The following is a 17,985-nucleotide window of genomic DNA, read 5'->3' on the forward strand; positions in this document are numbered from 1 at the left end:
CTCGGTCAGCTCCACTCCGGGCATCGGGACGACGAACGCCTTCGGTACTTCGTTGCCCTCGATCTGGACCCCGATCACGGCGGCATCCGCGATCCTGGTCGGCCAGCAGCACAGGGTTACCATCGGCATCGGTACGAGCAGCGCGCCGCGAGTCCTGGAGTATGAGCAGTGCCAGCAGGCCGAGGGCGGTCGGTTCGTCCGGCATGAGCTCAACCAGCGTCCGCGCCAACCGGATCGCCTCGGCTGTTAGGGAGGACCGAATCAGGTCGGCACCAGCCCCAGCCATGTAGCCCTCGTTGAAGATGAGGTAGACGGTGGCCGCCACCCCGGCCAGCCGGTCGGGGAGCTCCTCAGCGGACGGCACCCGGTACGGAATGCCCGCCTGGCTGATCTTCTGCTTCGCCCGGCTGATCCGCTTCCCCGCCGTGGCCTCCGAAACCAGCAGCGCGCGAGCCACCTCGGCAGTCGAGAACCCCGCGAGTGTCTTCAGCGCCAACGCCACCTGGGCGTCAGCAGACAGGTACGGGTGGCAGCAGGTGAACACCAGCCGGAGCAGGTCATCCTGGACGGCCCAGGACGGCTCCGGGTCCGTCGGCTCGAAGTACGTCACCGCCTCTGCCTCCTTTCCGCTCCGGCGAGCTTCGCGCCGGATCACGTCGATCGCCTTGCGTTTGGCAGTGACCAGCAGCCAGCCGCGCGGGTTGTCCGGGACCCCGTCACGTGCCCAGGTCTCCAGCGCCCGCACGGCCGCTTCCTGTACCGCGTCCTCGGCCAGCTCGAGGTTTCCGGTCACCCGGACCAGGGTGGCCAGCACCCGCGACCGCTCCCGTCGTACGAGCAGCGCCAGCGCCTCCTCGGCGTCGGTCGCCCATGGATCAGAACGCAATGGCCGGGCGAACCTCAACCACACCGTGCCAAGCGGACGGAATCTGAGCGGCGACCGCGACCGCCTCATCCAGATCGGCACACTCCAGGATGTAGAACCCGGTCAACGCCTCCTTCGTCTCCGCATACGGCCCGTCCCCCGCGACGATGTCCCCACCCTTCCCGCCAGGCACCTTGACGGTGGTAGCCGTCGCCGTCGGATAGAGCGCATGCCCGCCACGAATCACCGCCGCGTGCTCACGATCAAACGCGTCGTACTCCCGAATCTCCTCGGCATACTCCGGCCGAGACCAGTCGACATCAGCGGTATAGGTCAAAGCCACATAGATAGGCATCGGTTCTCTCCTCAAAAGTTGCACGGGCTGTGCCGGCGAACCGGCCCTTCGCGACACTCAAATCGGGATGCCGGCACGGCCCGGTGCCAGCGACACCGGCTTTGGGCGGCGCACAGACCGCGTGCCGGCACGGCCAGTGCCGGTGACACCGGCTTAGGGGCGGCGCACAGACCGGGTGCCGGCACGGCCCGGTGCCGGTGACACCGGCTTTGGGTGGCGCTCAGACCGGCGTGCCAGCACGGGCCGGCGCCCGGTGGTACCGGCCCTGGACGGCTCAGACCTGAGCACCACGGATCGGATAGGTATCAAAGACCAACCGATTGCCGGTGATCTTGCCGTCAGCAACAACAAAATGATCAGCCGCCGCCAGCACCCCGTACGGCGTGGTGGTCATCTCATACATCACCAGCGCCCGCCGCTCGTCCCCCACCGCCCCGATGATCTCGACCCCGGTAACCCCTCGGGCGAACTGCCCAACCGCCTCGAGATAGCCCGCCGCGCCCCTGATCCGAGTCATCGGACTCTCAAACTCGATCTCATCAGCAACGTACTGAGCCGCCGCCACCATGTCCCCCCGCCCAAACGCCTCAATATAGGCAACAGCAACCTCAACAGGCGTGTGATCCTCGCTCACAATCTCCTCCTAATCTCCACCAGCGCCTCCCGCCAGCTCCCCAAATGGACGAACACCCCACCCCCATTCGGACAACTCACACCCCCCACCCCGAGCGAACCAAAGCCCGCAACCACCACCACAAACCCGCCGATGCGGACACAGCAGACAAGCCTGGCCCCAACCGTTCATCGCTACGTCGACGCCGATCCCCCAATCTCGACACCCACCCGAACCGGAACCACCCCGCACACCCGTCGCCGCCGGCCCGACGCACCGCTGTGCCGAGGGTGAGGAGACCAACCACCGGCATTGGGTGCTCCGATACGACCGGGCCGAGCAGCGCGCGGCAATCAGCCGGACCCAGTGACCAGACGGACGCAAGTGACCAGGCGGCGGCAAGTGACCAGGCGGCGGCAAGTGACCAGGCGGCGGCAAGTGATCAGGCAGTTGCAGTGACGAGGCGGGGGCCAGCGACCAGGCAGACCGAACACACCCCATCGGCCTCAGGCCAACCCAGGCACGAACCACGCCGTGCAGGATCGAACGCACGCCAGCCGGGCACAAGCCGACTCAGATGCGAGCCGCGCTGCAGGGTCAATTGCAGGTCGGTCGGCGACAAGGTGGTTCGGGAGCGAGCGATGCTGAGTGGGACGGGTGATCAGGTCGTCTATCTGCGGGTGCACTCATCCCGCGGGTGATCTCAGGGCGCCCGTGGGATGAGCAACCTGTGCGATCCAGGCCGGGTGGCGGCCGCGCTGCCGGGGGGACCCTAGGGGCAGCGAGACGGCCAGTACGCGGCGGGCGCAGGCGGCAGGCGGCGGGCAGCACGCGGCGGGCGGCAGGTGGCAGGTGGGGCTTATCTGGTGAGGGTGGTTACGTGGTCGGTTAGGAGGGCTCGAAAGGTTGAATTTGCGGGGAGGTCGGGGCCGAAGACGGAATCGACGTTCAGCAGTGCGTTGACGATGGCGGCTGGTTCGGTGCCTGCGCCGTCGAGTGCCGCGCGGAGCTTGCCGGCCTGTGGGTCGTCTAGTGAGAGAGGCTTGCCGTTGGCGTCTGCTCCCCTGGCGACATAGACCATCCACGCGGCGACCGCGAGTGCTGCGAGCCGGGGCTCGGCGTTCGCGGCCAATCGATCGCGGACAGTCCCGAGCAGGCGAACGGGCAGCTTCACCGAGCCGTCCATCGCGACCTGCGCCGTACGGTGCTTCAGGGCAGGGTTCGCAAAGCGTTCCAACACACTCTCCCCGTACGCCGTCAGGTCCAGCCCGATCGGCGGCGTGAGAGTGGGGATCACGTCGGAGGTCATCAGCTCAGTCGCGAGGTCGGCCAGTTTCTCGTCGCGGACCGCTTCGGCGATCGTCTCGTAGCCTCGCAAGGCACCGAGGTACGCGAGCATGGAGTGCGTCGCGTTGAGCATCCGCAGCTTCGCCTGTTCCCAGGGCGCGACGTCGTCGGTGACGATCGCGCCCGCCTTCTCCCAGTCCGGACGCGGACCGGCAAAGTCGTCCTCGATCACCCACTGCAGGAACGGCTCAGCGACAACCACGGCCTCATCCCGTACGCCGAGCAGCGCCGCGGTCTCGTCGCGATCGGCATCGGTGGTCGCCGGCACGATCCGATCAACCATGCTGGCTGGGAAGCGGGCGACCTCCAACTGCTCATTCAGCGCCTTGGCATCGGACGAAGCCGCGGCGTAATCCTCAACCAGACGACGGAGATAGTGGCCGTTGGCCACCAAGTTGTCACACGAGAGCACGGTGAGAGGCCCAGCGCCGGTAGCGGCGCGCTTCTCGAGCCCTGCCGCCAACTGGCCCACCACAGTCCTGGGTGGGCGTCCGGCGAGGTCCGCCTGGATCTCCGGATCGGTGAGGTCGAGACCACCTTCCGCCGCGGCGCGATAGCCCTTCTCAGTCACGGTTAGGGTCACGACCGAGACTACTGGGTCGCCGATCCGGTCGACCACGGCCTGCGGGTCCTCGGGTGCCGTCAGGACGTCACGAATGCTGCCGATCACCCGCACACTCGGGTCCCCTTGGCCACGCGTCAGTACGGAGTACAGGCCGTCCTGGGGAGCGAGCTGGTCACGGACGGTTGACGAGCGCTGGCTGATACCGCAGATCCCCCAGCGCGTGTCGCTGGTGAGGATCGCAGCCTGCTCGGTGAAAACCGCTTGGTGCGCACGGTGGAAGGCGCCCAGGCCGAGATGGACGATCCCGACGGTCAGCTCTCGCGGATCGACCCCGGGCCGATGGCTGGCGGCAATGTTCGCCAGGCTCAGTCGTTCGGTCATGCCGACACCTCCGCTGCTCCATTGGCCACGCGGGCCCTGATCTCTTCAAGTGGTGCGACCGGACGTGGTCGGTGTGCTCGACCCAGCTGGACAGCGCGATGCAGGCCACAACCGGGCACCCTGACGTCGCCGAGTTCCAGGACGTCTGGGATCACCATGCGTTCACCGCTCCAGCCTTTAGACGCTTTGCCGGCCGATGCCCTAGGCAGTACGGAACGGCGGCTGCGGTGGTCATCTGGTCCGGGGCGCATCGGTTCTCCTCTGGATCAGGGCTGGGCCGGGTCGGAGGCCACGCCGGTGGAGTCCCGGACCATCAGCTCGCCCTGCAGCGTGCCGCGGGTGCCGATGATGGTTTCCGGATCGGGGTCGTCGATCATGGCGAGCAGCAACTCGACCGCGATCTCACCCGACTTCTGTTTGGGGAGCCGCACCGTGGTCAACGCGGGGCGGGACATCGCGGCCATGGCGATGTCGTCGATTCCGACCACGCTCACGTCGTCGGGCACCGAGATTCCCCTTGCGTGCAAGCGGGCCAGCAGCCCGATCGCGACAAGGTCGTTGTAGGCCACCACGGCGGTCGCGCCAGTGGCGATCGCTTGATCGGCGGCCGCCATCCCGCCCTCGTAGGTGGGAGCGAAGTGGCCGACCTCGACCAGTTCGACGTCGTGGTCGCGGGCGGCGGCGTACAGGCCGATGATGCGATGGGCACCGGACCAGGAGGTCATCGGTCCGCCGACCCAGGCGATCTTGCGGTGGCCGAGCGCGACGAGGTGAGCGATCGCCTGCCGCATCCCACCCTCATTGTCGAAGGTGACTGCAGGGACGCCCTCGACCAGACGGTTCACCAGGACGACGTTCGACTCCGCCGCGATCTCGGCCAGCTCCTCATCGCTGGCTCGCGGTGAGCAGAGGATCAGGCCGTCGACTTGCTTGGCCAATGCGTTCACCAGGCTGACCTCGGAGGCGACGTCCTCGTCGGTGTCGGCGAGGAAGACGGCCACGTCATGCATCCTCGCCCGGGCCTGGACGCCCTTCACGACGCTGGGAAAGAACGGGTTGGCCAGATCTGGCACGACTAGGCCGATGTTGCCCGTCCGGCCCGTGATCAGACCGCGGGCGGCCCTGTTGGGGGCGTACCCCAGCTGGTCCGCCGCCGCCTGGACTCGGGCCCTGGTCGCGGCGTTCACGACATCGGGCAACGAGAGTGCGCGAGACACGGTCGACGGTGACACGCCGGCCAAGCGGGCGACATCGCGGATCGTCGCTGGCATCTCCCACCTCCGTGTCGTCGAATCGGGTCGATGATCGATTCTGCAATCGGTTGCGGTGCTGTGTCAAATCGACATGGCAGACGATTGACAGAGCCGCAGATGCCCTTTGTTTGCTGGACTTGCACGACACTGAGATGACTGCAATCCTTTTCAGTAGCCGTTGCAGCCGCATCTCATGGAGGAATCATGCCGAAGGCCCTGCAGCCCCATCCGGACCGCGCTCTGCCTGCCGGCGAGGCTCGTGACGTGGCGCGCCGGATCCACGCGTCCACCCGGGATCTGCCGTTGCTCTGTTTCCACGGGCACGTCGACGCAGGGCTGTTCGCGACCGATGAGGCCTTCGGTAACCCTGCTGACCTACTGGTGGTGCCAGACCACTACGTCACCCGCATGCTGGTCTCCCAGGGCGTCTCTCCTGACCGACTGGGACTCCCCCGTCGCGACGGCGTTCGGACTGCCGAGCCACGTGACATCTGGCGGGAGTTCTGCTCGCGCTGGCACCTGTTCCTGGGAACCCCGAGCCGGTACTGGCTGGAGCACGAGTTCGCGGAGGTGCTCGGCATCGAGGTCGCCCCCTCCGAGGAGACCGCCGACCAGCTGTACGACGAGATCTCGGCGCGGCTGGCCGAGCCGGAGTTCCGGCCGCGCGCGCTCCTCGACCGGTTCCGCATCGAGGTCATCTCCACCACCGACGCGGCCACCGACGACCTGGCGCAGCACGCGAAACTGGCGACCGACCTGCCTGGGCGGGTCATCCCTACCTTCCGCCCGGACGCCGTCGTCCATCTCGACCGACCGGACTGGCGCGAGCTGGTCCGGGAGCTTGGCGCACGGGCTGACGTAGACACCTCGTCGTACGCGGGTTATCTGGAGGCGTTGCGGCAACGACGGCAGGCTTTCATCGCGGCCGGCGCACTGGCGACGGATCACGGGCACTTGACCGCTGCGGCGATTCCGCTCGACGATGCCGCCGCTACGCAGATCTTTGAGGCGGCGTTGCGGGGTGAGGTGACGGCTGACGACGCGGCTGCGTTCGCGGGGCACATGCTGTTCCAGATGGCGGCGATGTCGGCCGAGGACGGACTGGTGATGCAGCTGCACCCCGGCGTACTGCGGGATCACCACCCGGAGATCCACGCGACCTATGGGCCCGACCAGGGGCATGACATTCCGGTGGCGACAGAGTTCACTCGGTCGCTCCGGCCGGTGCTGGAGAGATTCGGCCACGTCGACGGTTTCCGGATGGTGCTCTTCACCGTCGACGAGACCACGTACTCGCGCGAGCTCGCGCCGATCGCCGGTGTCTACCCAGGAGTGCGGCTGGGCGCGCCCTGGTGGTTCCTGGACAGCCCGGACGGGATGTGGAGGTTCCGCGAACTGGTGACCGAGACAGCCGGGTTCTACAACACCTCCGGTTTCGTCGACGACACCCGCGCGTTCCTGTCGATCCCAGCCCGCCACGACCTCGCCCGCCGAATCGACGCCGGCTACCTCGCCAAGCTCGTCGTCGAACACCGCCTGGAGGAAGACGACGCATTCCAGGTAGCAACGGACCTCGCCTACAACCTCGCCCACGACACCTACATCCGCTGAACCTGCGCCGGCGGGGGCGACAGGGACGCGCGACGCGGGCGCGGCGGGATGCGGGGACGGTGGGGAACGGTGAACGCGAGGATGGGGACGGCGAGACGGCGGCGGCGGACCTCCACGCCGTCAAAGACGCGGGTCCGGCGATAAGCCTCGATCCGCGATGAGCAGGTTGCGATTCCTGGGTTTCGTTGACGGCCCGTTGCGGACGGGGCTGGGTGGGTGTGGCCGGCGGATGGGGTTCCGCGCCCGCCCGCGGGCCAGCCGCCGCCCGTCCCCGTCGGCACGAAACCCCCACAGTCCGCCCGCCCGTTCATGACCGATTGGGCGCCGAGACCCATGCCGCCCACAGCCAGGTGCCGCCGACGACCAGCACGCAAAGAGCAGCGACTCGCCATTGGCGCCGAACTGCCCGGGTCCTCGCTTCGTCGGAGGGCCAACTCGCGCAATCCCGGGGCCAAGGCAATCTCGGGCCCGGGCGGCTGATTGATGGACACAGTCACCTGGGGATGGCGGTGGGACGACTCGCCTCGGGGCGGCGGGCGAGCTCGGGCACGTCGCCAGCACTACGTCCTGTTGACCGACTGTGCGCTGGTTCGGGTCGGCGGTGACGTTAATTCGTGCGGGGCTGGGCGTTCAGCTGGTGGCGGGCGCGGGCTTCTACTGCGTTCAGGATGGCTATGTAGGTCGCGCTCTGGGGTACGCCGATGCGTAGTACGAGGGTGTTGTGGGTGGCGGGGTGGAAGTTGAAGGTGAAGAAGTTGCAGCAGCTCGCCTCGCGGGTCGTCAGGTCTCGAGCGGTGGCTTCGGCGGTGGAGGTGAGGGTTAGGTCGAGGGTGGTTGGGGTTGGTCGCTCGATGATGGTTACGGCTTCGGCGAAGAGGGTGTCGAATTCGGCTTCGCGGAGCGGTTGCTCGACGGTCGGCAGCGTGCAGGATGTGGGCGCCCAGGTGGGCTCGGGTGGAGTGATAGGTCGGGGCGCGAGTGAGGTGACAGGTCGGGGTGCCAGTGGGATGGCAGGCGGGGTTGCAGGGTGGGGCGCAGGCTTGGTGGGCGGTGGGGTGTCTTCGGTGGCAGGTGGGGTGGGCATGGTTTGACGGTAAGGCTGTACTTGGGTACCGGATGCAAGGGTTTAGAGACTCGAGGCTGATGCGTTTCGGAGGGTGGCACCGCGGTCTGGGGTATCTCAGCGTGGGGTGTTCGGAGCCCAGACACCGTCGAGAGGATGCCGAGGTCCGCAGTGGTGTCGGGTCCGGGGGTTCGGGGGTTGCATGAGTTTCGGCGGGTGTGCCCAGACCCGGGATGCATGAGTTTCGGCGGGTGGTGCCGGGACCGGCATGCGTGGGTTCGGAGGGTGGTGCGGGCGGGCGCGTGGGAGCCTGCGTCGAGGAGCGCGGGGGCGGCGTGCGGGGGTGGGTTGGGGGGCGGGGTGCTGACCTATAGTTGGGCAACTTTTGCGGTCGGCTTGTGTGGGGGAATTGATGGGACGCGGGTTTACGTCGGCTAGTGGTGTTGTGCTGGCTGTCTTTTTGTTGGCTGGTTGTACCGATGACGAGGGTGGGTCGCCGCAAACGTTGCCGTCATCGTCTTCTGGGCAGGCGACGGTTGGTGTGCCTACGGGTGTTCCGGCGGCGGCGAAGGTGAAGCTTGGGGCTACCGGGCCGGCTACGGCTGCCAAGTGCGTGGGGGTGGCGATAGCGGTTGGGGTTGATCCGCAGGGGGTGATTGATGCTAATCCGGGGGCCAAGACGTTCTGTTTTGGCGAGGGGGTGCATCGGATTGGGCGGGCGATTCGGCCGGTGGATGGGGCGACATTGGCTAGTAGTGAAGGGGCGGTGCTGAGTGGGTCGGTGCGGCTCACTGGGTGGCGGGCTGTGGGTGGGCATTGGGTGGTGCGCGGGGTGTTGCCCGCGGCGTACAAGTTGAAGGGGAAGTGCGAGGACGAGAAGACGAACCCGTGTCAGCCCAGCGAGCAGTTGTTTGTCGATGGCAAGCACCTCATGCGGGTGATGAGTCTTGAGCAGTTGAAGCCCGGGACCTTCTTCGGGGACTACCAGGCCAACGCCGTTTACGTTGCTGACGATCCGATGGGCAAGGCGGTCGAGATGTCGCGGACGCGGACGGCGATCGAGGTTTCCGCTCGGGACGTCACGATCAGCGGGCTGACGATCGAGCACTTCGCGAGCATTCCGCAAGGAGGCGCGCTCGAGGTCGGTACCGGGTGGAAGGTGGTCGCCAACGAGGTGCGGTGGAACCACGCGGTTGGTGTGATGGTGATCGAGGGCGATGGGGCGACGGTGAGCGGCAATACGGTCGTCGACAACGGGCAGCTCGGGATCGGGCAGTATCACTCGGCTGACGTGAGGATCACCGGGAATCTGGTGACCCGCAACAACACCGATGGCTTCTGGATCGCTGACTGGGAGTCGGGCGGGATCAAGTCGACGCGCTCGTCCGGGGAGGTGTCAGGCAACGACATCGTGGCGAACCGCGGGATCGGGATGTGGAGCGACATCGCGGAGTACGACCGGAGGATCGTCGGTAATCGGATCCGGGACAACGCGGCTGATGGGATCCGGTACGAGATCAGTTACCAGGCGGTGATCGAAGGGAATGTTGTCGAGGGCAACGGGTTTGGTACTGGGCGGGGGTCGGGGCCGAGTTTGTGGGACGGGGGCGGGATCAATGTGAACACGTCGTCGGGGGTGCGGGTGGTGGGGAATCTGATCCGGGGGAACCGGAACGGGATCGCGCTGCAGTCGCGGACTCGGGGGGACGGGCCGCGTGGGGTGTATGTGTTGAGCGATGTGGTGATTGAGGGGAACCAGGTCGTGATGGATGGGCAGACGGCTAGTACTGGGGTGGTGGAGAACAAGGAGTCGCCGGCGCGGGATGGGGCGGTTCGGTTCAGCCGGAACAGTTATCGGATTGGTGATCGGGGGGCGGAGCGGTTTGCGTATCGGGGGAAGACGATGACGTGGAGCCAGTGGCAGGCTGCTGGGTTTGACCAGGATGGGGTTAGTAGCTGAGGGTCCGGCTGTTTGCTGATCGTTGGATGGGGGCTGGGGTAGCTTCCATCCGCTTAGATAGTTCGTCGCTGGGCGTCTGCTGGTAGGCGGATGGAAGCGGGTTGTGGGTGAAGGTCCGCGGGCGGGCGCGGCGAGTGGGCGCGGGCGGCGAGGCGGGTGGGCATAGTTCACCACGGCGGATGTCCAGCGCGAGGCGGGTGGGCATGGTTCACCACGGCGGATATCGAGCGCGAGCCGGTGAGCCGGTTGCGGTGGATGGCGGCGCGGCTTTCGCGTGGCTGGGTTGGCGCGGGCGAGCGGTTGGTAGCAGGTGGTCGTGCGGACGAGGCTGCCGTCTGCGCATGACTGGAGCCCGCGTAGGAGTTGCTGCTCGCGTGTGCCTTGGAGTCCGCGCAGGTGCTGGAACCCACGCTGGTGCTGGAGACCGCCCATGGCCGGAGCCCGCATAGGTGCTGGAACCCACGCTGGTGTTGGAGCCCACGTTGGTGCTGCCGCCCCGCGGATGTGCTGCTGCGCAGGTGCTGCCGGCTCTGCGCGAGTGATGCCGCCTCTGGCGCAGGTGCTGAAACTCCGCGCTGGTGCCGGAGCCCGCAGGTGCTGGAGTTCGCGCGGGTGCTGCCGCCCGCTCGGGTGCTGACGTGCGCGTATGTACAGGGGCCGAGGGGTTAGATGTATTGGGTGGGGCGGGGTTTGGGTGGGGGTGGGTTGGCTTGGGCTCTTACTCGGTCGGCGTCGCAGACTGCGGCGGCTACTAGGAGGTGGAGGGTCATGGAGCTTAGGTCGGAGAGGCCGCTTTCGTTGAGGGAGGCTACTGAGACGTAGCCGAGGAGGAGGGCGCCGCCGGCTTTGATGTACGGGGTGGGGGCTCGGAGGACTGAGATCCAGGCGACTATGAAGGCGATGCCTACGATGGCGACCGCCAGTAGGCCGGTTTCCCAGTACAGGCTGAGCCAGCTGTTGTCGATGGCCATCACGTCGATGTCGCCCTCGCCGCGTCGCAGCAGGACGCGTTTGTTGCCGAGGCCGTGGCCGATGATTGCGGTCTGCAGTGAGACCTCTTCGTCCAGGACGTACTGCCAGCTGGTCGTCCGGCCGCTCAACGAGCTGATCTGCTTTGTGCCCTGGCCGCGCAGCAGCCAGGTGTGCAGGGACGGTACGACGAGGAAGGCCAGCCCCATCAGCGCCGGTGCCGAGATCGACGCGATCCGGCCGAGCCAGGTCTTGCGGGTCAGGAACAGTGCCAGCACGAGCCCCACGGCGACCGCGGCGGCCGCGGTGCGGGTGCGACTCAACGCCACCAGCACGAGCCCGATGCCGATCATCGCGCTCGCGGGCACGAAGGCGACCTTGCGGTAGACGAACCCAATGAGCGCCAGCCCCAGCAGGATCGCGCCGACCTCGCCGACGCGGGGCGGCAGCATCGGGATGAGGACGCCCTGCAAGCGATAACCGGTACCGAACGTGCTGAGCGGCCGCCACGCCACCTCGGGACGCCAGATGACGCTCAGGACGACCGTCAGCGCGAGCGCGAGGTGCGCAAACATATGGGCCCGAAGCAACCGTTCGGGCACCCGGATCAACGGCCGCCAGAGCATCAGCAGGAGCAGCAGCCCGATCAGCAACCGGGCCAGCCGCAGCAGCGGGCCGCCCGGTTCCGAGAGCAGGAATGCCGTGGCGGTCGCGGCCATCGCGTAGACGACGTACAGGGTGGTGGAAGGGCTTGCGCGGGTCCGGAAGCCCGGCTTTGTCGCTGCCAGTGTGACCAGGAAGATCGCCCCGAGCAGGACACCCTTCATCAGGCTGTTGTTCGAGCCCGTCTCCCCCTGCGGCGCGGCGGCTCGCGCGGACCACGGCTGCACGCCGAGCACCAGCAGGCACCACATCGCCGTCCAGAGCCAGGTGGCCTTGCCCCTGTCCGGTTCGCTGGTGGTTCCCGGCACCGGCGGCGCCGTCAGCGTCATCCCGCCCCCATCAACAGCACCGTCAACACAGCCCCGTCACCACAAGTCAGCGCAACGGCGGTGCGACGGTCTCGGCGGGAACAAAGTTCAGCGGAATACCCAGCGTCTCGTCGTGCTTCGAAGCGCCGATCAGTACGACGCCCAGCACCGGCGCACCCGCGAACCTCAGCGCGGCCGTGAGCCGGGTGACGTCCGTCTCCTTGTCCTGACCGACCTGGACCACCAGCACCGAAGCGTCGACGGCCGAAGCCAGCGGCGTGATTCCATGCCCGCCGACCGCGGCCGGACCGTGGATGACCACCGAGTACCCCGGAGGCAGGTCAGCCACAACGCCAGGCACCAGCGAAGGCGCGACGGCCTGTGCACCTTCATCGTTGCTCAACCCAGGCGGCAGGACATAAAGGTCAGCCACCGTGCCAGGACGGAACAACTTGCGAGCCCGTACTGCGCGGGTCGCGGCCGGCTCGTTGACGAGATCGGTGAGGCCCTCGTGGTCGGTCACGTGCGACAGCACCGGAGTACCGCGAAGATCTGCGAGCACCAGCAACGTTTCGCGACCGTCGCGGGCACTCGCCTCGGCCATCGCCAGTGCGATGCCCGCAGAGTTTCGAGTGGGTGAGGCAGAAACAACAAGCAGGGCGCCGGCGCCACTGGCACCGATCCCCTTCGGGTTCAGCTCGCGACGGGCAAGCGCGCCGCTCGCCTCGGTCCCCAGCCCGGTGATCTCGGACGGCGGCAACTGGGGCGAGGCGCGAAGCCAGAAGCGCCAGCGGAAGCCGAGCCGGAAACGCCGGTTCCCGATCGAGGCCGCGATCACCGGCGAAGCAGCGGCACGGGCGGCCTGGTCGCGAGTCAGGACGAACGGGCTCAGATGCGTGCTGATCAGTGCCAGGCCGAACCCGAGCACCAAGCCGAGGATCCCGCCGACCGTGATGTCGCGCGACACCAGCGGCGACGACGATGCCGTGTCCTTCGTGGCCGGGGTGACGAGCGTGCTGCTCGCGCCGACGCCCGAAAGGGCCTTGTTCATAGCGGCTGCCTGGTCGGTGGCCTGCCGGGCCTCCGTGGCCAGGCCGACCCGCTGATCGCGCAGCGAGCTCGCGCCCTGGGTGTCTCCACCCTTCTGGACCTCGTTGATCTGGGTGGCCAGCGCCTTCGACTGCTGGTTCGCGGTCTTGGCCCGGTCGCTGGCCTGGCTGGCGAGCGTGGTCAGCAGAGCCTTGGCCTCACGGCTGCGCTGGGCCAGGTAGATCTGGGCGATCGCGTTGGCCCGGCGTACCGCTTCGTCGGCGGTGGGGCCGTCGATGGTGATCAGGTAGGCGTTGTCGGTGACCGCCTTGACCCGGGTCACCCCGGCCAGCGCCTGGACCGAGTCGTCCGTGGTCGGCATCTGCAGGAACTTGGCGACCTCACGCAGGATCGCCGGGCTCGCCATCACGCGGGCCTGCGTCTCGGCCGGGAGGTCGAGTCCCAGTGGGCCGGTCTTGTCGGTACCGGTGGGCAGATCGCCGACCAGAGCCGGCGGCACGGCCGGGCCGATCACCACCTGGCTGGACGCGGTCCAGCGCTCGGTCTGCGACAGCGAGAACACCGCGGCGCCGCCGATTCCCAGCAGGATGCAGCCGATGATCAGCCACTTGTGCCGCAGCAGTGACTGGGCGGTGTCCCGCCAGACGACAGTGCCCGGTTCCATCCATCCCCCAAAAGGTTCTCATCCGGCGCGTTCCGTGGACCCCGATTGCGCCGCCCTCCGGGTGACCGGATCCTTGCCGGGCCCAGGATATAGGCATCGGGAGGGCTCCGAAACCGAACTCAGGTCACGGTCCGTACTGCGCCCCGCGCCGCCCCGCGCGCCCGGGGAGCCGGAAGTTGAAGCTGCAATCGGCTGTAACGTTCACGTACCGTCACCACAGCCGACCGGTCGGCGAATCCAGCCGTTTGCCGACTGGTCAAAGCTCACTTTCTGTGGCCTACTCTCTTCTCGGGGGACGACGGGGTCAGCACGATCAACGGGAATCACTTGTACGGCGCCGGGACCGGCGCCTGTCCGAGGGGGGACACCGCAGGATGAAGAAGAGATGGCTTTTCGCGCGCCTGGGAATGGCCGGCGCACTGGTGGCGGCGGCCGGAGTGATGGTGCTGGCACCGCCGGCCCAGAGCATCCAGGCCTCGCTGTCGGCGCAGGACAGCCCGGTCTGGCAGACCAATGCGAGCGTGCAAGGCCTCGCAGTGGCCGCCGGGAAAGCCTACGCCGGTGGGCGGTTCACCAGCGTCCGGCCGCCGGGCTCGGCGCTCGGCACCAACGAGGTCGGCCAGGCCTACCTGGCTGCCTTCGACGCGACCACCGGAGAGCTGGTCGCCTCCTTCAACCCCGTCCTCGACGGCCAGGTGTACGCCGTGGCCGCGTCGCCCGACGGCTCGCGGATCTTCGTCGGCGGTGACTTCACCACCGTCAACGGCGTGACCCGCAATCGGATCGCCGCCTTCGACACCGCCACCGGCGCGCTGGTGGCGAACTGGAAGCCGTCGGTCTCCTACCGGGTCAAGTCGATCGCCGTCTCCGGCGACGGCAACACCGTGTACTTCGGCGGCTCGTTCGGCCTGGTCAACGGCATCGACCGGCTCCGGCTCGCCGCGGTCACCGCGGACCTCGGAACCTTGTTGCCCTGGGCACCTGCCACCAACGGCGACGTGTACGCCGTGGACATCGCCGACGACGGCTCCAAGGCCTACGCCGGCGGCCAGTTCAGCACCGTCAACGGCACCAACCAGAACACCGTCACCAGCCTCGACCCGGTGACCGGCGCGGTCCTGCCCTTCCCGGGCGCCACCGCGGTCCCGCCGCCGAACGGCTCGTGCACCACGCGGGTCAAGTCCATCGACGCCAGCGGCGACACCGTGTACTTCGGCAACGGCGGTGACGGCGGCGGTTGCTTCGACGGCACCTGGGCGGTCGACGTCGCGACCAACACGCTGAAGTGGAAGAACCAGTGCCTGGGCGCGACCGAGGCGGTCAAGCTGGTGAACGGCTGGCTGTACAAGGGTTCGCACGCGCACGACTGCGCCAACCAGGGCGCCGGCGCCTTCCCGCAGGGCTTCGGCTACCGCTTCCTGCTCACCGAGAACCCGGCCGACGGCAAGATCGGCCCCTGGTTCCCGAACACCAACGCCGGTCCGCCCACCGAGGTCGGCCCGCTGGCGTTCGCGACCGGCGGCTCGGACCTGTGGGTCGGTGGAGACTTCACCACCACCAACGGCATCGGCCAGCAGGGCCTGACTCGCTTCACCAACTCAGGCCCGGGTGCTGCTCCGGCCAAGCCGGCCAAGCTGCTCCCGTACTCCGTCCAGCCGGGTACCGTCCAGATCCACTTCCCCACGGTCGTGGACAACGACGACAGCACGCTGACCTACCGGCTACTGAAGGGCTTCAGCAACACCACCATCGCGACCTGGACCGCCACCTCCACTCCGTGGGACCGGCCCTGGCTGCACTACACCGACACCAACGTGACGCCGGGCGAGGTGACCAACTACCGCGTCGAGGTGACCGACGGCACCACGACGATCCGGGGCAACTACTCCGACCCGATCACGGTCGCGAGCACCGCGAGTACGGCGTACGACCAGATCGTGAACTCGGACGGGCCGCAGGCGTACTGGCGGCTCGGTGAGCCGGCCGGTACGACCACCTCGGTGGATGCCTCCGGTCAGAGCAACAACGGCACCTACACCGGCATGACGCTGGGCAGCACCGGCAAGGTGAGCGGCAACACGGCGGCGACGATCAGCTCGAGCAACGGCCGGATGGCCGGCGAAAAGGGCTACAGCATGCCGCAGCAGTTCACTGTGGAGGCCTGGTTCAAGCAGAGCTTCCTGCGCGGCGGCCGGATCATCGGCTTCGGCAACTCGAAGACCGGCAACAGCAGCATGAACGACCGGATGCTCTACCTGCGGTCCAACGGCACGGTCACCTTCGGCGTCAACGACGGCAGCCAGCGGACCCTGAACAGCACGTCGAACAAGAACAACAGCGCCTGGCACCACGCGGTCGGCACCTTCGACAACGGAGTCATGAAGCTGTACGTCGACGGCGTGCTGGCCGGCAGCCAGACAGTAGGACAGGCCTCCCTGTACTACGGCTGGTGGCGGGTCGGGTACGACAACAACAACAGCTGGTCCGGTGGCGGAGCGACGCAGACGGGCATGGTCGTGGACGAGGCGGCGGTCTACCCCTACGCGCTCACCGCGGACCAGGTGCTTGCGCACTACAACGCCGGCTGACAGGTAGCCGCGAACGCCGCACGCTGAGCGGACGGTCGTGCTGCGATAGCACAAAGTCATAACGCAGGTGGGAGACCGGGTTCCGGTGGTCTCCCACCGAGCGTTAGATTTCGGGCTGCTACTGGCACCATCTCCCCCGCCCAGTCCTAAGGACGTTGATGAAGAAGCTAGTTCTGGCAGTTGTGACCGCTGTCGCCGTGCTCGGCGCGGCGCTGATCCCCTCCGGAGCACCGGTGGAGGCCGCCACGGCCGGGTTCGGCTCGGCCGTGTCCGCGATCAAGCAGCCGTCTTGGCAGACCAACTCCAGCGTGAACGCACTCGCGGTGGCCGGCAACGTCGTGTTCGCCGGCGGCCTGTTCACCCGCATCCGGCAGCCCGGCAAGCCGGCCGGCCAGGGCGAGATCGCCCGCACCTACATCGCCGCCTTCGACCGCACCACCGGCGCGCCGACCGGGTTCGCGCCGAAGCTGAACGGCGCGGTCTGGGCGATCGCGACCAGCCCGGACGGCAAGTGGGTCGTGATCGGCGGCGACTTCACCACCGTCAACGGCATCAAGCGCAACCACATCGCGATGTTCAGTGTCTCCACCGGCCGGATGGTCGCGGCCTGGGACCCCTCCGTCGCGACCCGGGTCAAGGCGATCGCGATCTCCAACGCCGCGGTCTTCTTCGGCGGCTCGTTCGGCACCGTCGACGGCGTGGTCCGCAACCGACTCGCAGCGGTCCGGCTGCTGTACGGCGACCTGCTGCCGTGGAACCCGAACGCCGACGACGACGTGTACGCGATCGACATGGCCGACAACCTCAGCCGGGTGTTCGTCGGCGGCCCGTTCACCAGGATCAACAACAAGGACCACTACTCGCTGGCGATGATCAACATCTCCAGCGGCGCCGCCTACTCGATGCCCGCCGCGGCGGCCATCCCGAAGCCGACCCTGAACTGCACCACCCGGGTCAAGGACATCGACACACTCGGCAACAAGGTCTTCGTCGCCAACGGCGGTGACGGCCGCGGCTGCTACGACGGCGTACTGGCGGCTGATGCCACCACTGGTCAGCTGCTCTGGCAGAACAAGTGCCTGGGCGCGACCGAGGCGATCAAGGCGATCGGCAACTGGGTCTACAAGGGCTCGCACGCGCACGACTGCAGCTCCAGCGGAGCTTTCCCGGAGGGGACCGGCACGCACTACCTGCTGGTGGAGAGCGGGATCGACGGCAAGATCGGGCCGTGGTTCCCGAACACCGACGCCAACCCGAACAGCACCACCAAGGTCGGCCCGCTGGCTTTCGCGTCCGGTGGCAACGACCTGTGGGTCGGCGGCGACTTCCTGAACGTCAACGGCAAGGTCCAGCAGGGTCTGACCCGGTTCACCAACGCCGCGGGGGGCGCGGCGCCGTCGACACCGAAGGCACCCGCGCTGTCCAGCACGGTGGCCAACCAGGTCTCCGTGAGCTTCAAGGACGGCTACGACCTGGACAACCTGACGCTCACCTACAACGTGTTCCGGGGTGCGACCAACATCAGTTCGCAGAAGCGGACGACGTACTTCTGGGAGCCGCGCAAGACGATCACCGTGGTCGACAAGGGCGTGAAGAGCGGCCAGACGGTGAGCTATCACATCGAGATCCACGACGGGCGCAACATCAGGAAGGGCCCGGCGTTCTCGGTGAAGGTCCGGTGAGCCGGGCCATGTGACTTCCCGCCGCACCAGGCGGCGCGGAAGTACATC

At 67.7% G+C, this 17,985-nt stretch carries 12 protein-coding genes; 4 read left to right on the forward strand and 8 right to left on the reverse strand.

The genetic code is table 11. From position 1 onward, the window contains the following. The 5 genes from AB0F51_RS38625 to AB0F51_RS38645 form a co-directional block, all read right to left on the reverse strand. A partial coding sequence (locus AB0F51_RS38625) for a sigma-70 family RNA polymerase sigma factor (protein ID WP_360288650.1) occupies positions 1-886 on the reverse strand: 886 nt, incomplete at its 3' end. Then, on the reverse strand, positions 876-1,220 hold the full coding sequence (locus AB0F51_RS38630) for a YciI family protein (protein ID WP_360288652.1): 345 nt from the start codon (positions 1,218-1,220) through the stop codon (positions 876-878). The genes AB0F51_RS38625 and AB0F51_RS38630, both read right to left, overlap by 11 nt. Before the next feature lie 274 nt (positions 1,221-1,494). Then, positions 1,495-1,854 (reverse strand): nuclear transport factor 2 family protein, encoded by a 360-nt coding sequence (locus tag AB0F51_RS38635; protein ID WP_360288654.1) that lies wholly within the window; start codon positions 1,852-1,854, stop codon positions 1,495-1,497. Between the two features lie 838 nt (positions 1,855-2,692). Next, positions 2,693-4,126: a mannitol dehydrogenase family protein gene (locus AB0F51_RS38640; RefSeq protein ID WP_360288656.1), complete on the reverse strand. Its 1,434-nt coding sequence runs from the start codon at positions 4,124-4,126 to the stop codon at positions 2,693-2,695. A gap of 266 nt (positions 4,127-4,392) precedes the next feature. Continuing rightward, complete coding sequence (locus AB0F51_RS38645) at positions 4,393-5,397, reverse strand: LacI family DNA-binding transcriptional regulator (protein WP_360288658.1); 1,005 nt, start codon at positions 5,395-5,397, stop codon at positions 4,393-4,395. A gap of 186 nt (positions 5,398-5,583) precedes the next feature. Between AB0F51_RS38645 and uxaC the strand changes: the two genes are divergently transcribed. Further along, positions 5,584-6,990 carry a glucuronate isomerase gene (gene uxaC, locus AB0F51_RS38650; RefSeq protein ID WP_360288660.1) on the forward strand — a complete coding sequence of 469 codons (1,407 nt, stop codon included), beginning with the start codon at positions 5,584-5,586 and terminating at the stop codon, positions 6,988-6,990. A gap of 607 nt (positions 6,991-7,597) precedes the next feature. Here the strand turns inward: uxaC and AB0F51_RS38655 are convergent. Next, positions 7,598-8,074 (reverse strand): hypothetical protein, encoded by a 477-nt coding sequence (locus AB0F51_RS38655; RefSeq protein ID WP_360288662.1) that lies wholly within the window; start codon positions 8,072-8,074, stop codon positions 7,598-7,600. 784 nt (positions 8,075-8,858) lie between these two features. On the opposite strand from AB0F51_RS38655, the gene AB0F51_RS38660 reads away from it, so the two are divergent. Next, on the forward strand, positions 8,859-10,013 hold the full coding sequence (locus tag AB0F51_RS38660) for a right-handed parallel beta-helix repeat-containing protein (RefSeq protein ID WP_360288664.1): 1,155 nt from the start codon (positions 8,859-8,861) through the stop codon (positions 10,011-10,013). A 665-nt stretch (positions 10,014-10,678) separates the two neighbouring features. Here the strand turns inward: AB0F51_RS38660 and AB0F51_RS38665 are convergent. After that, positions 10,679-11,974, reverse strand: a complete 1,296-nt coding sequence (locus AB0F51_RS38665; protein WP_360288666.1) for an O-antigen ligase family protein — start codon at positions 11,972-11,974, stop codon at positions 10,679-10,681. 46 nt (positions 11,975-12,020) lie between these two features. Then, positions 12,021-13,667: a Wzz/FepE/Etk N-terminal domain-containing protein gene (locus AB0F51_RS38670; protein ID WP_360288668.1), complete on the reverse strand. Its 1,647-nt coding sequence runs from the start codon at positions 13,665-13,667 to the stop codon at positions 12,021-12,023. 374 nt (positions 13,668-14,041) lie between these two features. Here AB0F51_RS38670 and AB0F51_RS38675 point away from each other — a divergent pair, with 374 nt between their 5' ends. Beyond that, entirely contained in the window at positions 14,042-16,255 is a 2,214-nt protein-coding gene (locus AB0F51_RS38675) for a LamG-like jellyroll fold domain-containing protein (protein ID WP_360288670.1), read from the forward strand. A gap of 158 nt (positions 16,256-16,413) precedes the next feature. Next, positions 16,414-17,937 (forward strand): fibronectin type III domain-containing protein, encoded by a 1,524-nt coding sequence (locus AB0F51_RS38680; RefSeq protein ID WP_360288672.1) that lies wholly within the window; start codon positions 16,414-16,416, stop codon positions 17,935-17,937. The last annotated feature ends 48 nt before the right edge of the window (positions 17,938-17,985 follow it).

Origin of the sequence: Kribbella sp. NPDC023855 (assembly GCF_040639475.1) — a bacterium.
In the GTDB taxonomy this organism is placed as follows: Bacteria; Actinomycetota; Actinomycetes; order Propionibacteriales; family Kribbellaceae; genus Kribbella.